Raw genomic sequence first — 15,868 nt, 5'->3', positions numbered from 1 at the left:
CTCTTTGAGAGTGTTTTTTATTTTATTCAGAAAGGAGATTGCATAAAAAATAACTTAAAGGTAAATTAAATCTTTTAAATTTGTTAAGGGGTAATTTATGAGTTTATTAAATGCAATCATGGCAAGTAATCAAGATGCCAGAAGAGTGGAAAATCCAACTTCCACATTTAATGGATATGTCGCTTTAAAAGTTGAACATGATAAATTACTGGAAAAAGTGTTTAAACAAATTGATGACACATTATTAGAGGGTATAGATAGAATTTTTAAAGAAAATCAAGCAGAAACAATTGTTTCTGATAGTATAAAAACAAAATATAAAGTAGGTGAGGGTAACGTATTTTTCACATTTACCAATCAACCTAATAATAAAAACATACTGCAAGTCAAAAAAACTGTATTGATTGAGCGGGATGAAAAAGGATCTTTATTAGAGATAGTTGCAACACCTATTCTTAAGCCTATTGATAGAAATGATAGTTTGAAATTAGGCTTAACAGATTATACAGCTAAGATTCAGAATACGCCTGCTGATCAAGCTACAAGTACATTTATTCAAGAAATTGAAAAAGCTAGTGTGATTTTGATAACTAACCAACAAATGTTGAATAGTTATGAAGAAAATAATTACGAAATATGGAAAAATAATACTTCTATCGGAGGTGCTGCTAATAAGGGTACTGAATTAAAGTTAATTATTGATCGCCTTACCTCACTATCAGGCTTATTTGACTAGAGAATGTTGGAACAACAAAATAAGGCTAATATATAAGATGCCAAAATCACTCTATGTAAAAATAGGGTGATTTTTTTATGTCTAATCAAGCAAGTGGTTTGCCGTATGATGAGCTTGGCTTCCTCATTGGCCTAAAACAAGCTGGGCGTGACGTAGCCAAAATTGACAAGAATGTGGAAGCAATCCATGACATTTTATTAGGTCTTACAAAAGAGTTTGAGGGCAAACTTAGCGACTCAACACAACAATTTAAACCTAAGTTGAGTGCGTTAGAAAAGGCATTGATTGATGCACAAATTAAACCAGTTGATATTGCTGATTTAATTAAAGAACAGGCTAATCCACTAATTCAATCGACGGTTGTATTGGATCGAGTAGCGAAGTCGCTTGAGGATTTGATCGATGACGTTACGTCTAATAAAAATGCCCCTATAAGCAAAACTACTCAGGTACATCAGAAAGCCATTGAAATAGATTCACCAGAAAGTGCAATTAGTGAATCTAGTAAAGATGAGACAAGAAAACAGAGCACTCAACTACCAAAAGAGGTAACACCGCGTACCCGCGATTCTAAAGGGCGGTTTATTGGTGATGGTTCTATTGAGAATGAAAACAAATCAAAATTAGGCAAAGTTATACAAACTATCGGCACAGCATTTAAAGAGGTAATGCCTAACAATCCTCAAGGCGTAGACCCCACTGTTGATGCTATTAATGAAGTGGCAACTGTATTATCGCCTGTTAAACGAGCTGCTGGGTTTATGCTACGGCCACTCACCGGATGGATGAAATCTCGTAAACGCAATGAACCATTGCCAAAAGAACAGAGTGATCATAATCGTAAACAGATAAAACTACTCCAAAGGCTTGTTGATAGTCTTCAATCAAAAGGCGGTTTACTTGGCAGTATCGGCAAACTGTTGGGTGCTGGCGGTGGTGTCTTAGGAAGTCTATTTGTCGGCATTTTAAAAAATGGCGGAAAGCTGCTTAAGTTTGGCAAAGGTCTACCTGTAATCGGTGCCTTATTAACTGCAATGTCGTTTTCAAATTGGGGAACCAAATCAACAAAGGAAAAAGGCGGGGCTGTTGGGAGTACTGCTGGCGGTATAATTGGTGGGGCAGTTGGTAGTATTTTCGGGCCAATCGGTACTGTAGCTGGAGCAGGTTTAGGCGCTATCATTGGTGAAAAAATCGGAAGTGTAGCAGCGCCTTATATCAAACAATGGACAGATTCATTAATCGCTGCTGATATACCTTCGATGATATCTAAGCTGATCAGTGCAGCATTTAGCTTAACACCAGGTGGCATTGCAAAATCCTTGGCTGATTGGGGCAAGGAAAAATGGAACTCTACTTTTAATGGTCAACCTAACCCAAGTTATTTAATGCGCCGTCAGTATGGTGGGAAAGGGGTTAATGGAGGTGAGCCAGTTGCATTTGGGGCAGTTGCAAATAGTGGAAAATTATCTGGTAGAACAGTAGCTGAAAAAACGAAATTATTGATCCGTAAACATGAAGGGTTCAAGGAAAATGCTTACTGGGATGTGAATGCTTATCGGGTGGGATATGGCAGTGATACAACAACCGATAAAAATGGAAAAGTATCAAAAGTATCAAAGACAACAACTGTTGATAGAGAAGGTGCAGAGCGTGATTTAGTAAGGCGTTCTCAGATATTTGCTAATGAGGCAAGAAAGAAAGTTGGTGCCGAGAATTGGGATAAATTGCCTGAAGATACAAAGGCTGCATTAACCTCAGTGGCATACAATTATGGTTCTTTACCTAAACGGGTTGTAAAAGCAGTTCAAACAGGGGATATGGATCAAATTGCAGAATCTGTTCGAAATCTTGAAGTACATAATGATGGAATTAATAAAAACCGAAGAAATCATGAAGCAGATATCATTAAAAACTCAGTGAATAATAATCAAGGCAATGACAATACTGGGTTAAATACAGATGTAAATAAAGCGATAAATCTGTCAGCGACAACTATGGTGCAAAGTGCCAAAGGCCAAGTTTCAATGCTAAGTAAACAGGCACCAGTAACACCATTAGCGAGTAGACCTAAGTCAATGGCTGCTGCTTATAACTCACCGATAATGGACAATAAAATTGAACCTTCTAAGGAATTTTTCAGTCCAAAAGAACCTCAGAAAGTTCAAGTTGTAGGTCAGAATAATGGTAGTATTAATCAAAATGTGAGCAATAGAGTTTTAGCTCACGCAATAACTGGTGGTCTTGGTATGGGGGAACAATGGAATGCCTAAAAAAATAACTATCTGCTTAATTTGTCTAATGCAGTCAGTATTTGTGCACGCAGGCTTAGAAAGCTGTAAAAATTTAACCAAGCAAGCTGATTTAAATGCATGTGCCTCACGCAATTTAAATACAGCAAATGAATCAATAGGTAAAGTTTATAATAATTACTTAAAGGATCTTAGTCCGCAGGAACAACTAAAACTTAAAGAGGCCCAGCGGTCATGGGTTCAATTTAAAGAGAAAGATTGTTCTTTTGAGACAACACCTATCAAAAATGGTTCTATATATCCATATGTGTTATCGGCATGTTTAATTGATCGTACAGAAAAACGAATCTTAGAATTAAACAATATGGCTAATTGTAAAAATGGGACAGAACCTGGCTGTTTATAGTGTATTTGCTCATAAAAGACAAAAGCGTGGGGGTATAAATGGATTGGAATGTATTTTTTAGTACAATTAGTCAAACTGCAGGCGCAATTGTTGGAATTTTCTCAGCATTCTTAATTACAAAAATTGTATCAAATCAAACTACTTACAGCCAAAAGCAAGATCAAGCTGCAGATTGTATAGCTAAATCCAAGAAGTTAGTTAATGAATCATCAATAAGATATTTTCATTGGTATGGTGAAAGAAAAGCTGATGAAGCTATTGGGAAAATCAGTGATGACTACAGTGAGACAAAAGTAATTCAAACTGCTGAATATTATTTTGATATAGCAAAGTTTTCTCCTTTCGAGTCAAGATCGGATTCATTAGCGATCATTCAAAAAGAAATTGCCAAAATTGAGGAATTAAAAAGGATTGAAGATGAGAGAATCATGTCTTCAAAAAATAGTATTTCATCTGGCTTCTCGTATTTAACACCTGTCTATACTCAAATGCCGCGTATAATTAATCAAGGTTTAGGTACTCAGTTGCTAGAGGAAAGGGACCTTATAGATGATCTATTTGTACGGATTCAGTACCAAGCAGATGTAAATAACAATTTACACAAAGATCTTGAAAATAATACTGAGAGCTCAACTTTAATTAGCATATCCATTCTAGCAATGATCTTATTGTTTTTTACTGGAGTTATTTATCCTTTAAGTTTCCTTCCAATGTTATCGGGCTCCGAAATTTCACTTACAATATCTGCATTTTGGGATTTATTATTTTCACTAAAAGGCGCCTTATTAGTTGTGATATCAGTAATATTTGGGGGGCTAATGATCGTTTTTTTACATGCTAATTATAAACTTAAATACTCTCAGGAATTAAAAGATGAACTCAAGAAGTACTCTGATCCTAGGAATTATTCATCTTATTTCAAGAATTATGTGGATAACAGCGCAGTAGAAAGTGAATAGATACATTAGAAATTACTGAAAGAAAATGGTGCAAAAAAAATGTATAAAAAATTAATGAATCGTTTCATCGTTGCAATTATTGGTTTTCTATTTTCAATTTATGTTTTTGCAAATGAAATACCTAATGAAGACAAAACAATCCAGCTAGATAAGGCCGTCGTCGAACGATCTATTTTTAAGGCAAATGTCGAGCGGCAGATTCTTCGTGCTTGGAATGTTCCAGTAGGTTCAAATGGACAGGTAGCCAATGCTGTTTTAACCCTTGATGAGCAGGGTGGATTAAAAGACCTGGTGGTTTCAAGCAGTGATTTTGAAATGAAGCAAAGTGTTGAACAGGCGATTCGCAGTATTTCACCAATTAAATTGCCTCCAAACTTAAAACTGACTGACAATAAAGACTTTAAGATTAAGTTCACGTTTAGATCTAAGTAGTTTTCAAGAACAAGTTACCTTAACCTGTTAAATAGCAGGAATGGTCCACTAATGTGATACCATGCTATTTATCAGGAATACGGTAAAAGTCATGAATATTTGCATTGGCGGCGATCTAGATGGTCAAGTAATTGAGCAAGAGGGTCGAGCTCTTAAGGCATCAACAATTAATCCTGAATTTAAGACTGAATATTACAAACAGTTGTATATAAAAGGTGATGAGAAGTACCACTGCTGGTTGGATACATCAATGGACTTAGGTGAAGCCACAGAAAAGGCAAGTTATCTTTTCAGAAAGAAAAAAGGATATATTTCTTAGATACATTGATCAAAGAATTCATGGATTTATTTTATGCAAACTCATTCAAATAAAAGTGATTCTATTTGGCGTCAAGAGCTAAAACATCAGCTAAAGATGAATTTCTCTAAGTTTAAAGATCAAAATAATTTAGAGAATAGTTTTAATAATGGTGAACGTTTTATACGGGCTAACTCATTGCATGACAAATTTAAGGATTTCGGTTTTAGTAACTTAGGAGACTTGATTGTTTGGCTTACAGGCTGTGAGAAGCCATTTATGTACGATTAATTGGAACATTCTAGGTTCTTATTGGATGTAAAAAGAGACAATGGCATTAACGCTAAATGGGTTGATGTTATGGGTACCTTAAATTTAACGGCTGTAAGTCCTGATACGCCGTACATTAAAAAGATCAAAGCCGCCTTGGAAAAGGCAACAGGTCAGTCAATACCGCTTCTTGAAATTAAAAAGGTTCAACGGAAAGCCGGTGTTAGTGTAGTGCCTGTATTTTTTGTTTTTGCTGGTGGTCAAGAACTAACTTTATATGCTCGGGCAAGTGCCGATGTGGTTAAAGCTGAATTGAATGGTAAGGAGTTTGTCTTACCAGGTGACTTTAGTGATGATTACCAGCAGACATTTGATAATGCCGTGGCAGGAACTGCTAAATTAGTCCGTGAATCACAGTCAAAGATACAGCAGCAAAATCAAAAAGAAAAAGTTAAATTGCCACCACGAAAAAATCGTAGTGTCCCGCAGCAGATTGCCGACAAGGTAGAAGAAGAAAAGGTGATCGACCAAGAGTTAGAAAATCTAACTGTGCAACGGAACCAGTTGCTAGATCAATTAAAGCAATTAGAAGAAAGTACAGCTGTAGTTTGATTATTAAAAACATTAGAGGCGACTTCGGTAGCCTCTTTTTTATTGGAACAACCAGAAAAATTATCTTCTTTGAAGTCATAACCTAAGCTAAAAGCTTTGGAGTTTGACATGTACCAAAATTATCAATCAGTAATTGTTGATCTGTTTATTGTGACTATTTTTTTAGTACAGGTTTGCCTTGCACTAAGTGGCGTGAACAAAATGATCCAGCCATTAAATACATTGTTAAATAAAGGTGTAACTGATCATATTTTCAAGCAAGCCAAAAAAGCCATTTATATTTTCTTATTCGTTGCTCTAACTGTTTCTTGCCTAGTGACATGGCGACTGTATGAATTATTGACTTTTTTTGATGTGATTGGATGGGGGAAATACATTCTTGTAGGGGCATTCACGCTCTATTGCTTCTCATTCCTTGGCTTATTCATCTTTTGTAAATTGCTGCTCATGACAGCGCGTAGGGCTGGCATATGATCGATTCCAACAAAATCATGGCAATGATTAAACATTGGCTGCAATCAGAAGTGAATGGTTATTTGGGATCAGATTATGGTCCGGATTGGAATGCTTTATTTCTGGGTCCGCTAAGCGCACCAGTTGCAAATACCTTCATTGAGAAAATGAAAAGAGATATACCAATCTTAAAACAGCTAAGCGCAGATCAACTTCAGTTATGGTCCCAAAATGAGGGATTCGAAACAGAGACTATTTACCTACGCCTAGCCAATCAAATTGCTATCAACTTAAACCAGGTGCGGGATATGCAATTAACTCGAAATGGAGAGACATTCGATGTTGACGCAAGCTGATTTTGAGGCTCGCCTTGTTGCGAATCTAGATGATTATGAAATTTTAGAACGCTATAACGCTCAAGATCCTATTGTCTTAAAGTATCTGCGTTCAGTTGGGGCTTACTTGGCTTTGTTTAGTCAGGAAGTAGATATCTCAGAAATAGAACCATTTATAAAAACAAGAGACCGCTCAATTATTGCCGATGCAACCAATAAGGGCATTTTGCCTGTTGGAATGCCTGCACAGCATTATCTGGAAGTTATTAACAGATCGTCAAACAGCGTAACACTAAGCCAAGGCCGTGTAATTGAAGATAATAGCGGTGGTAGACCATGGCGCTTACTTCAATCTGTGACGGTAAATGCGGGTGAAATAGGTGAGGTTTTAGTTGAGCAAAGCGAATATAGGGAAATCCAATACACAATTCAGAATATGGAGAGTTTTCTTCGCATTGAGCTGCAATTGCGTGATGATTTATCTTTAGCTGGAATAACTGTTAGAGATAATAACAACCAAACATACAGCCTAAAAAAGCGTTGGATGAATGTTGCACCTATGGAATATGCTTTCAATCTTACGACTGATAGCTTACGCCGTTTGTTTATTGAATTTGGTGATGATGAACGTGCAGGTAGAACAGCACAAGCGAACCAGATTTTCACCTTCGGATTATTGGAAACCTATGGTGAAGTTGATGTTTCACGGTTAAAAGATGCTTCATTAGTTGAGGTTCTAACCACAGATGAAACAAAGGTTTCTGTGAGATTTAAACAAGGTGGAAGTGTAAGAGCTGGAGCTGACCCGTTAAATACATCACAACTGAGAGTACTTTCAACCTATCCAGCACTTTATGACGAAAATGCTGTGTTCTTGGGAAACTTTGATTATTCAGTACGTCAAAAATTCATGGCTAGATGCCATTACATTGCTGTATGGAATGAGAACGAACAAGATCGATACTACGGCGTGACTTATCTGGATATTAATCATTTACATATTGCTATTGTTGCAAAGAATGCCGCAGAACAAAGCAATTTAGAACAAGAGATAATCCAGTACATAGGCCAACTAGATAGTCTATATAAGGAACGTGTCCGAGTTCATGCAGTAGTTGAAAAGCCTTTTGCTCTTACTTTAAATGGACGTTTAGCAGCAGTACATGATGTGGATGGAGTTAAGGCACAAATTAGAGGTTTACTTGTTGACCGTTACGGACGGACTAAGCTAAGTGCGAGCCGCTGGTTAGTGAATGGGTTTAACTCACAGGAAATTGCAACGCAGCTTAGAAAAAACATTACGGCATTTCAGGACAATATCAGTGACTTTTCTCTGATAGTACCAATTCCAGTTAATAAACCGCACGAATGGGTTTATATCGATCCGAATACCATTACATTGAATTTAGAGCGCACCGCTGAAACGGGGGCCGCATGGACAATATAAATTTCACACGTCCTATTGATGAGCAGCCGAACAATCATGCAGGTTTAGAAACTGCCATGGCAAGGGCTTTAAAGAAAGTCTTTGCGGAAGTTTTTCAAGATCAGCTACAAAATATTCTCGATTATGGTGCCCCGCACATTGGCAGCCCAGAAGTCATTGAGCGCTTTTCGAAACAGGATGGCCTAGTTGTATTACGCCGTCCTGTTTCATCAGACAAATTAATGCGTGTGATCTATGCGAACTGGTCCAGTATGGCAAGTGAGCGCGGGTTAGGCTTTCTAGAGTTTGTAATGCGCATGCTATGGTCAGATCAATGGCAAATTAAAAGGATGTGGCATCCGGTTAGCTCTTATCAAAGCTATCCGCAATACATTATTGATGAAGAACGTCCTAATCATTTTCTGACAAGCAGAATCCGAATAACGATTGATGAGACAGTGGATTTATCCGAGATTGTCGAACTTTCGCCAATTCTTAGAAGGCTGGTACCCGCAAATATTGTTGTAAAGGTGAATGCAAAAGAATTAGATGTTAGTGGGGATTTTCCGATAGGTGTTGGCTTAGTCAGTAAAACATACATGGTTGATGATCATAGTGTTGGAATTCTGGATAACAAGCCAACTAATGAAACGCCACTTCAAGAATTTGATTTTGCCGTGATTCGTTATATTTGGGACAGTAATGGTGGTGAAGATTTAGATACCAGAACGAGAGTAATCAATCCAGCGAGAAATACAGATGTTGGTTGGGGCCGTGCTAGTGTGGATGGCGAGTATTTGCACTGGAATGGTGACAATACTGGAAGTGGGGTTGAATCGGTGTTGCTGAATCTTAATGCATTGACGAATGACTATGCTGATCAGGTTTTTCAAATTGCATTAAGGTCATATTGGTTCCGTACTAAAGTGACAGGTGATTTCAAAATTCAATTTGAATCATACAAAGGCGGTACTATGCAGCCAAATGGATTTGACTTTATCAATACTGGTGGTGAGTTGGTTCAATCAATTACGCTAAATACAAATGTCCAAATGCAAAACAACTCTAATGTTGACGGTGAAGATGTCGCCGTATTGACTTATAACAGTGTTGCAAAAGTAGGGCGGCTTAACTTGGTTTAATTGGAACTATCCAAAAACGCTAAATCTTAGCAATGGTTTTATGTATTTGTTTAATGAAGAAACGACATAAACCATTGTTAGGATTTATACATGACCCAAGAAAATAATGAAGAATTTGCACTCGTTACAGATGTTGGTAGTGATGGCAACCTTATCGTGGAACAATTTTTAGGATTTGCTAATCGTGATGTAAACGATGAGGAGTTTGAGCAGGTTCTTACAGGCCAACCCGTTGATGGAATTACGGCATATCAGCCAGGTACATACTATAAAATTTCCGCTGATCCTACTTCGATTGATTATAACGAGCCATTCGATATTCATATCCATTTTCAGGAAGGCCCAACAGTTATTGATGGTGTAAACGGTGCAACCAACGAATCTCTTTTAAAAATTCTGATTCACCGCACCAAACTTTTAGATGCACAGTTCCCATCAGAGCAGAATAAACAAGCCATTGTTTCACTAGAAAGTGCTTTAGATGCTTTCAATGCACGTACAGCCGAACGTCAGGAACGTGGTGTTGAAGGCCAACATATCGAATAACTGTTTTAACTCAGCCCTTTGCAAAGTTGCATAGGGCTTTTTTTATTTAATAGAGGATTTAATGATGCGTATTAGTCGCTTTGGTTTGATGGGTGTCTTGGGTGCGATTATGACTGGAACAAGCGCAATTAATGCTATTCCGCGGTCACATAGCAAGTTCTCTATTCCAGAAAGTCACCCCACCAAGGTTGATAAAAAACCTAATAAGGTGAGCCAAAAGAAACGTCGGCTTAAATTACGTCGGCTTGGAAAACATTAAAAAGAATTCCTCCCAATGAAGGGAGGATTTTTTATTCTACGGCAACACTTTGTACTGATTTCAAATAGTCTTCAACAATCTTACTGTTCTGGTAATCTTTTACAGCAAAACCTGCGCCAGTCGCTGTAGGATAAAGTGAAGCAGCAGTTACGTTGTATTGTTCGCAAAGCGTCATTAATTTATTGGCTTCTGAGTAAGGGACAGTAAATTTATGAAGTCCTTCTTTAAAATACATATCTGAAGTATCAATAGTTCTTGAAGAATCATAAATTGCAATACTATGGATATTTTCCATTGTAAGTTGAAGTCCAATGTCACGAAATATAGTAAAACAACCTTGTTGTGCTGCAACATGAGCGTTAATGCCACTAGGTATACGAACAATATTAATTGGGTTTTGACAATCTTCTTTTACAAATCCACTATTATTAAAACTGTTAATGGTTCCTGTTTCTAAAAGCCAGACAGACAGATTTCTCTTTAAATTTGGTTCTTTTCTATTTGAAATTTCATTTGCCATAATCTTTATAGCTTCGCTAGCACTAAAATATACAGCTACAAATGATCTAGAACTCCAATCTAATAATCTTGTTGAAACTCCGTAATGCTGTGCAAATGCAAGAATTTCATAGAACTCAGGACTGGGCCATTCTGATTGCTCTTCAAATTTATCAAAACTCAATAAACTGTTTAACTTCTTAATTAATTTTGGTGTCAAGCTTGGGACTTGAATGCCAATATTATTGCAATATTCAATAAATTTTAAAATTAAAATGATTTCCTCTTGGGTATGAAGTAACAGAGATTTATTCTTAAAATTTCTTGTTGAGTTCGGAGTAAGCCGCCAATTGGAGTCACCTTGACCTCGATAAATTGGATAACTTATAGGCCCAAGTCGTTTTAAAATTTCTTCTGGCCTTAATTGATCCCAAAAAGATTTAGCACTTTCAAAATGATGTGTTTTATAAGTAGACATAACTTACCCCTAAAAAATAAGTGAATAATAAATGGAACTGATTAAAATTTGAATACATAAAAAAACCGAGAATAGCCCTAATACTGAATATATTGGGGCTTTTTCATGGCTGCTATAAAAGGTCGTAAGACAAAAAAAATTACATACAACCTGTATGAGCGTGGACGTTTGCATTCTGGAAAAGACCGTAGCAATGTTGATATGAAAGAAATGATCAAGCGGATCAATGATCCTACAGTTCAGGACATGATCAAGTCTGGTACTTTCTTTGGTTACAACGGGCATGAAATACGCCAGCGCTATGGAATGAATCCGCCAGATTCCGTCATTATTGATGGAAAAGTTGTCTATTTAGAACGATCAATTAGAACACTTGAATCATATGCTGAACCTAATGGTGACGTTACCCATGTTCATGAGTTTTTAGAAAATGAATCGGGTGAATATGCTCGTAAACAGTATCTAGCGAGGGCAGGTGGCTTTAGTTCAGCACAAAACTATAAACGGGCAGGTCTTGGATTGATTCCAGTTGGCTTTTATGGTTTCGATTACGTGATGCAGCCGAATTATGCCACCAATGTTGGGGATGGACAGTTATTCGATGGATTGGCAATTCCTGAAGAACAAGACGGCGTTGTTGCTAGTTTCGATGATGCTACAGATGTCACACAACTTTCAGCTGCTGATGCAATGATTGCCCACTTACTTGAACAACAAATCGTTCGAGATTTTGACAATATTCATATCCAATCACAGTTATTGAATATGAACGGTCAGGCCCTTGACCAGATTGATGTGCTCTCGAATCAAATTGCAAACAAAGAAAAACGGGAAGCTCTCCAAGCACAACGCCAGCATGATCTCTATTCAGGCATGGTGGGTGAAGTCCGTTCATTCGATTCTGTCTGTGAAGAAGCAGATGAATTGCTTTCACAAAGCGATTTGGCGCGGATGCGTTTGAATGGTGAAACCCCAAATCATAATAATACAAAGCCACGCACTATTAAAAAACTATTTACATTTGGATGGTGATCACTATGTCATTACCCAAAGATTCACTTAAATGTGTTCAAGATGCTTGGTACAAGCTTTTAGTAGATTTTCGTGCCTGGTATATGCCAGAAACAGTTCTTACTAATGAATGGAAAAATCGCGATATCGGTATTGCCATTAAATCTTGCCAAAGCCGGTTAATAGATGACTCAGAAGCTATGCTTGCTGAGTATCGTAAAAATCAGAATACCGATGTCGTCGCGGGCGCTACGGCGTTTATGCCTATTATGTTGACTGCTACAGCAACAATAGATCAGCCACCCGATACAATGCAATTACTGCCTATGCCTTATTTAGTGCCAGTGGTGATCGGTGATAAGCAGGTAAGAATCCGATTAATAGCGAAAACTGTAAGGGCACAAATTGCCTTCTTTGCAACAAATTCTCATGACGCAAAATCTGTATGTGATCAGTTTTGTGCATATGTGCAGAATGAAGATAAACGCCGTTTTGCTGTGCCTTTTGATATGGGAAATGGTCATATTGAAAAAAGTACTTTTACAATTTTTGAAAATCAGTTGTTTCCTTCACCAGTACCAAGTGAAGCGATTAACCTTTCAATATTCACAATTGATGCTCAATTGATTGGTTATGCGCCTCAAATTTTAGGTTTAGGCGGGCCAAATGATAATGATACGGGCAATGGTTATGATCCTGATGGAAAACCAATTGAAAAGCCTGACCATGGCTTAGTCGTGGTACAAGCTGACCAGTTTGCAGAAGATGGGCATACACGAGTTTTAGCAGATAAAGATACTGGCGAGATTACCGTGGAGCACATCAATGACTGAAATTATTAAGATTGATGCACGGGTAACGGGTTTTTCTAATGACCAGATGCGTTTAATTAGTCTATGTTTCCCAGAAACTGGTGAGATTTTAGTTCAGAAAATTGAAATCTTCACGACGTTACCTGTTAGACCTGATCAGCAGGCAGATACAATTGTCGTAACAGATTCACCGAACCTGATTCAAAACTGGCAATTGAAATTTGATCCTAAAGAGCACTTAGAAGAAGTTATTAAGGTGTATCAGGCATCATTCAGAGGGGGATTAGTAGAGTTTGAATCGTCGTTAGAACGGTTTAATCCCTTGAATATTTTGCAGGTCCGAAAAATTGATAAAAATGGACTACAACAAGAATTTGATAGCGGCGCCTTGGATAATGGTCATATAGCTGCACTTATTTCAATCTGGGCCAGTAATAAAATTGCCGTTTCACATGCCGTCACATCAAAAGAGGAAGTAAAAGAGGAATACATCGATAGAACCATGCTGCCGTTTAGTATTTAACGGTGATGTATGGCGCTAAAACCTCTTAAAGACATCCCAGAATGGTGGGAACTCTGTGTACGCTATCGTTATGACATTTATGCCTTTGCTGTAGAGGCATTAGGTGTTACTCCAACATGGCAACAAGAACTACTTTTTCAATCGATCCAGTTTGATGGTAGTCGTACATCTGTTGCTTCGGGACATGGTTGCTTTGGCAAAGGCACCAAAATTCGCTTGGCAAATGGCAAGTGGAAGCGTATTGAAAAAATAACTATAAATGACGCTGTGATGGGCACCGATGGCTTTACGCCGCGGGAAGTGATTAAGGTTGTTCAGGGATATCAAGAACTTTACCAGTTTGAATATGCAAATGGCTCAAAGCATGTCTATAACAAGTCTCATATTCTTTGCTTAGTATCACTTGAATCTAAAAACGGCTGGAAAGCTGGTGATACCATGGAAGTTTTGGTATCGAAGTATCTAGAATGGCCCGAAGAAACCAAGCGCCAATTCGCAGCTTATGAGCTAAAACATAGAAAATTCCAGCCAATCAAAATTAATAATGTCACCGCTTTGGGAGAAGGTGACTATTACGGATTTGTACTCGATGGTGATGCAACGTTTCTCACTGCTGATGGTATGGTCCACCATAACACGGGTAAAACTGCATCGGCAGGTATCGTCGCTCTCTGGCACCTTTTATTCTTTGATGAATCAATTACGATGTTTACTGCCCCCCAGATTGGGCAGTTAAAGAAACAAGTCTGGAAAGAAATCAGTATAAACCTGTCCCGGCTGAAGAATGGTCCTTTGGCATGGCTAGCTGATTATGTCGGTTATCAATCTGAATTGGTATATATCAAGGGCTACAAGGAAAAGTGGTACGTCTTTGCAAAAACAGCACCTAAGCACCAGCCAACTAACCTAGCAGGGAACCATGCGGATAATTATCTGCTTTGGGGTGACGAAGCCAGCGGTATCCCTGATGAGGTAATGGATGTTGTTCTTGGGGCATTAACCCATGAAGATAACAGAGCAGTTTTAACTTCTCAGCCAACAAGAAATGCTGGTTTATTCTATGAGACTCATCACAAGTTAAGTCATCGGGCTGGCGGTATTTGGATTGCTTTAACTTTTAACGGTGAAGAATCACCACTTGTAAGTAAGCAATCATTAGAAGAACAACGACAAAAATACGGTAGCCGCGACGATCCACAATATCAAATTCGAGTATTAGGACAATTCCCAGATCGTGCGGATGAGTTCTTAATTACCAAACGACAAGCCGATGACATGTATGTTGGCGCGTCAATTTTTGCCGAACATATTTTCGGTTATGTGATTACTGTTGACGTCGGCGGCGGCGTTGGCCGTGATGATTCCGTAATTGCTGTTTCTAAAGTATGGGGAGAGGCCCAATGGGGTGATCGTGCTCGCCGTGTAGAAGTGGTTGATATTCCTTTGTGTAAGAACAAGGATGATATTACCGAGCTCTTTGCCAAGATCAATGAATGTATTCTTAAATATCCTAATGCCACGCTTGTTGTTGATGATAACGGCGCTGGTAAAGGCTTAGGGCAGCTACTTAAAAAGAATGGTATATGGTACATGCCAGTATATTGGGGCGGCGCGTGCTTCAATAATGACAATCGAAAAGAATACGTCAATAAGCGTGCTCTGGCTTATGTTTGTTTAAAACGGGCAATAGAGTCGGGACGATTCAAAGTTAAAACCAATAAATACAAAGTTAAGATTCAGGACCAGATTATCAAAATTCCTTACACGTTTGATGAGCACAGTAGATACAAGATCCTGAGTAAAGATGAAATGAAAAGACAGGGAATCAAATCACCCGATCTGGGGGATGTATTTGCATTCTTGTTCTTGGAAAATGTGTTCTATACAGAAGCATATGAGAATGTAATTGTTGCCGATGATAGTCCAGAAGCCCAAGAACGAGCGGAGCGCAAATCACGTTTTGATAAGTTGAAGAAAGCAGCTCAAGATTTAGAAAATAAGGGGTAAACTTACTTTACCCCTGTTTTAACGGTTAATTTTGTCAAAAATAGTCTTTAATCAGATTTTTAATCCAATCTATAAACTTGAAGCTTGAAATGCCATTAGCGATCAGCCGTAGCGTGTTGGAACATATTTTTAACATTTCCAATTTCATTTCGGCTTGAGTTTGTTGGCTAATTTTATTTGGCTTTTGTGGACTATTCTTGCGCTTATTTTTAATTCGGCGTTTTGACATGATAGGTCTCTAGAATTAGATGATCTGTCAACACGTTCAGAAGTTATAAACGTAAATAGCCCTCCAAACGTGTCATTAAATACGTTCGGACATTGAGCAAAGCCTTTTAAGCAGAAATAGAGAGATTCTTTTGAATTGTGAAATTACGAATAACAATAAATATAATAGGAAGGAAAATTGATAATAT

The 15,868-nt window shown here is 37.9% G+C and carries 19 protein-coding genes and 1 pseudogene; 18 read left to right on the top strand and 2 right to left on the bottom strand.

All coding sequences use genetic code 11. The features are described 5' to 3' along the window. The first annotated feature begins 97 nt into the window (after nt 1-97). From AWW72_RS11965 to AWW72_RS11900, 14 genes and pseudogenes are all read left to right on the top strand, one after another. Nucleotides 98-736 carry a hypothetical protein gene (locus AWW72_RS11965; protein ID WP_062847488.1) on the top strand — a complete coding sequence of 213 codons (639 nt, stop codon included), beginning with the start codon at nt 98-100 and terminating at the stop codon, nt 734-736. Nucleotides 737-813: 77 nt separating this feature from the next. Beyond that, nucleotides 814-3,006: a lysozyme gene (locus tag AWW72_RS11960; protein ID WP_062847487.1), complete on the top strand. Its 2,193-nt coding sequence runs from the start codon at nt 814-816 to the stop codon at nt 3,004-3,006. Then, nucleotides 2,999-3,391 carry a lysozyme inhibitor LprI family protein gene (locus AWW72_RS11955; RefSeq protein WP_062847486.1) on the top strand — a complete coding sequence of 131 codons (393 nt, stop codon included), beginning with the start codon at nt 2,999-3,001 and terminating at the stop codon, nt 3,389-3,391. The genes AWW72_RS11960 and AWW72_RS11955 overlap by 8 nt, the downstream gene beginning before the upstream one ends. Before the next feature lie 38 nt (nt 3,392-3,429). After that, nucleotides 3,430-4,350 (top strand): hypothetical protein, encoded by a 921-nt coding sequence (locus AWW72_RS11950; protein WP_062847485.1) that lies wholly within the window; start codon nt 3,430-3,432, stop codon nt 4,348-4,350. A 39-nt stretch (nt 4,351-4,389) separates the two neighbouring features. After that, nucleotides 4,390-4,782: a cell envelope integrity TolA family protein gene (locus tag AWW72_RS11945; RefSeq protein WP_062847484.1), complete on the top strand. Its 393-nt coding sequence runs from the start codon at nt 4,390-4,392 to the stop codon at nt 4,780-4,782. Between the two features lie 91 nt (nt 4,783-4,873). Beyond that, nucleotides 4,874-5,101: a hypothetical protein gene (locus tag AWW72_RS11940; RefSeq protein ID WP_062847489.1), complete on the top strand. Its 228-nt coding sequence runs from the start codon at nt 4,874-4,876 to the stop codon at nt 5,099-5,101. A gap of 33 nt (nt 5,102-5,134) precedes the next feature. Then, nucleotides 5,135-5,371, top strand: a complete 237-nt coding sequence (locus AWW72_RS11935; RefSeq protein WP_062847483.1) for a hypothetical protein — start codon at nt 5,135-5,137, stop codon at nt 5,369-5,371. A 69-nt stretch (nt 5,372-5,440) separates the two neighbouring features. After that, nucleotides 5,441-5,962 (top strand): hypothetical protein, encoded by a 522-nt coding sequence (locus tag AWW72_RS11930; RefSeq protein WP_062847482.1) that lies wholly within the window; start codon nt 5,441-5,443, stop codon nt 5,960-5,962. Nucleotides 5,963-6,070: 108 nt separating this feature from the next. Further along, entirely contained in the window at nt 6,071-6,436 is a 366-nt protein-coding gene (locus tag AWW72_RS11925) for a hypothetical protein (protein ID WP_062847481.1), read from the top strand. Then, nucleotides 6,433-6,771 carry a hypothetical protein gene (locus AWW72_RS11920; protein WP_032868857.1) on the top strand — a complete coding sequence of 113 codons (339 nt, stop codon included), beginning with the start codon at nt 6,433-6,435 and terminating at the stop codon, nt 6,769-6,771. Before AWW72_RS11925 ends, AWW72_RS11920 begins: the two co-directional genes overlap by 4 nt. After that, complete coding sequence (locus AWW72_RS11915; RefSeq protein WP_062847480.1) at nt 6,755-8,197, top strand: hypothetical protein; 1,443 nt, start codon at nt 6,755-6,757, stop codon at nt 8,195-8,197. Before AWW72_RS11920 ends, AWW72_RS11915 begins: the two co-directional genes overlap by 17 nt. After that, nucleotides 8,185-8,781 (top strand): annotated as a pseudogene (locus AWW72_RS11910) (hypothetical protein); the annotation flags it as partial. The gene AWW72_RS11915 and the pseudogene AWW72_RS11910, both read left to right, overlap by 13 nt. Before the next feature lie 627 nt (nt 8,782-9,408). Then, on the top strand, nt 9,409-9,864 hold the full coding sequence (locus tag AWW72_RS11905) for a hypothetical protein (protein WP_062847479.1): 456 nt from the start codon (nt 9,409-9,411) through the stop codon (nt 9,862-9,864). Nucleotides 9,865-9,925: 61 nt separating this feature from the next. After that, entirely contained in the window at nt 9,926-10,123 is a 198-nt protein-coding gene (locus AWW72_RS11900; RefSeq protein WP_155858555.1) for a hypothetical protein, read from the top strand. A gap of 31 nt (nt 10,124-10,154) precedes the next feature. On the opposite strand, the gene AWW72_RS11895 is transcribed toward AWW72_RS11900, so the two are convergent. Then, the gene (locus tag AWW72_RS11895) at nt 10,155-11,099 is read right to left on the bottom strand and encodes an FRG domain-containing protein (RefSeq protein ID WP_062847477.1); all 945 of its coding nucleotides are present in this window, start codon (nt 11,097-11,099) and stop codon (nt 10,155-10,157) included. A gap of 105 nt (nt 11,100-11,204) precedes the next feature. On the opposite strand from AWW72_RS11895, the gene AWW72_RS11890 reads away from it, so the two are divergent. Genes AWW72_RS11890 through AWW72_RS11875 form a run of 4 tightly spaced genes read left to right on the top strand, consistent with a single transcriptional unit; the run spans nt 11,205 to nt 15,452 of the window. After that, nucleotides 11,205-12,131: a hypothetical protein gene (locus tag AWW72_RS11890; RefSeq protein ID WP_062847476.1), complete on the top strand. Its 927-nt coding sequence runs from the start codon at nt 11,205-11,207 to the stop codon at nt 12,129-12,131. A gap of 5 nt (nt 12,132-12,136) precedes the next feature. After that, nucleotides 12,137-12,943: a hypothetical protein gene (locus tag AWW72_RS11885; protein ID WP_062847475.1), complete on the top strand. Its 807-nt coding sequence runs from the start codon at nt 12,137-12,139 to the stop codon at nt 12,941-12,943. Further along, on the top strand, nt 12,936-13,445 hold the full coding sequence (locus AWW72_RS11880) for a hypothetical protein (RefSeq protein ID WP_062847474.1): 510 nt from the start codon (nt 12,936-12,938) through the stop codon (nt 13,443-13,445). The genes AWW72_RS11885 and AWW72_RS11880 overlap by 8 nt, the downstream gene beginning before the upstream one ends. A gap of 9 nt (nt 13,446-13,454) precedes the next feature. Continuing rightward, the gene (locus AWW72_RS11875) at nt 13,455-15,452 is read left to right on the top strand and encodes a Hint domain-containing protein (RefSeq protein WP_062847473.1); all 1,998 of its coding nucleotides are present in this window, start codon (nt 13,455-13,457) and stop codon (nt 15,450-15,452) included. A 34-nt stretch (nt 15,453-15,486) separates the two neighbouring features. Here AWW72_RS11875 and AWW72_RS11870 read toward each other — a convergent pair whose 3' ends face one another. Further along, the gene (locus AWW72_RS11870) at nt 15,487-15,681 is read right to left on the bottom strand and encodes a hypothetical protein (RefSeq protein ID WP_062847472.1); all 195 of its coding nucleotides are present in this window, start codon (nt 15,679-15,681) and stop codon (nt 15,487-15,489) included. Nucleotides 15,682-15,868: the final 187 nt, after the last annotated feature.

The organism is Acinetobacter sp. NRRL B-65365, from assembly GCF_001605865.1.
Classification (GTDB): domain Bacteria; phylum Pseudomonadota; class Gammaproteobacteria; order Pseudomonadales; family Moraxellaceae; genus Acinetobacter; species Acinetobacter vivianii.
The sequence above is the reverse complement of the archived record's forward strand: the minus strand, read 5'-3'. Positions and strand labels throughout refer to the sequence as shown.

Coding starts and splice junctions, on each gene's coding strand:
- AWW72_RS11935 (WP_062847483.1), top strand. CDS start 5,135: ATGCAAACTCATTCAAATAAAAGTGATTCTATTTGGCGTCAAGAGCTA.
- AWW72_RS11885 (WP_062847475.1), top strand. CDS start 12,137: ATGTCATTACCCAAAGATTCACTTAAATGTGTTCAAGATGCTTGGTAC.
- AWW72_RS11945 (WP_062847484.1), top strand. CDS start 4,390: ATGTATAAAAAATTAATGAATCGTTTCATCGTTGCAATTATTGGTTTT.
- AWW72_RS11950 (WP_062847485.1), top strand. CDS start 3,430: ATGGATTGGAATGTATTTTTTAGTACAATTAGTCAAACTGCAGGCGCA.
- AWW72_RS11925 (WP_062847481.1), top strand. CDS start 6,071: ATGTACCAAAATTATCAATCAGTAATTGTTGATCTGTTTATTGTGACT.
- AWW72_RS11965 (WP_062847488.1), top strand. CDS start 98: ATGAGTTTATTAAATGCAATCATGGCAAGTAATCAAGATGCCAGAAGA.
- AWW72_RS11900 (WP_155858555.1), top strand. CDS start 9,926: ATGATGCGTATTAGTCGCTTTGGTTTGATGGGTGTCTTGGGTGCGATT.
- AWW72_RS11895 (WP_062847477.1), bottom strand. CDS start 11,099: ATGTCTACTTATAAAACACATCATTTTGAAAGTGCTAAATCTTTTTGG.
- AWW72_RS11960 (WP_062847487.1), top strand. CDS start 814: ATGTCTAATCAAGCAAGTGGTTTGCCGTATGATGAGCTTGGCTTCCTC.
- AWW72_RS11955 (WP_062847486.1), top strand. CDS start 2,999: ATGCCTAAAAAAATAACTATCTGCTTAATTTGTCTAATGCAGTCAGTA.
- AWW72_RS11890 (WP_062847476.1), top strand. CDS start 11,205: ATGGCTGCTATAAAAGGTCGTAAGACAAAAAAAATTACATACAACCTG.
- AWW72_RS11880 (WP_062847474.1), top strand. CDS start 12,936: ATGACTGAAATTATTAAGATTGATGCACGGGTAACGGGTTTTTCTAAT.
- AWW72_RS11930 (WP_062847482.1), top strand. CDS start 5,441: ATGGGTACCTTAAATTTAACGGCTGTAAGTCCTGATACGCCGTACATT.
- AWW72_RS11870 (WP_062847472.1), bottom strand. CDS start 15,681: ATGTCAAAACGCCGAATTAAAAATAAGCGCAAGAATAGTCCACAAAAG.
- AWW72_RS11875 (WP_062847473.1), top strand. CDS start 13,455: ATGGCGCTAAAACCTCTTAAAGACATCCCAGAATGGTGGGAACTCTGT.
- AWW72_RS11920 (WP_032868857.1), top strand. CDS start 6,433: ATGATCGATTCCAACAAAATCATGGCAATGATTAAACATTGGCTGCAA.
- AWW72_RS11905 (WP_062847479.1), top strand. CDS start 9,409: ATGACCCAAGAAAATAATGAAGAATTTGCACTCGTTACAGATGTTGGT.
- AWW72_RS11940 (WP_062847489.1), top strand. CDS start 4,874: ATGAATATTTGCATTGGCGGCGATCTAGATGGTCAAGTAATTGAGCAA.
- AWW72_RS11915 (WP_062847480.1), top strand. CDS start 6,755: ATGTTGACGCAAGCTGATTTTGAGGCTCGCCTTGTTGCGAATCTAGAT.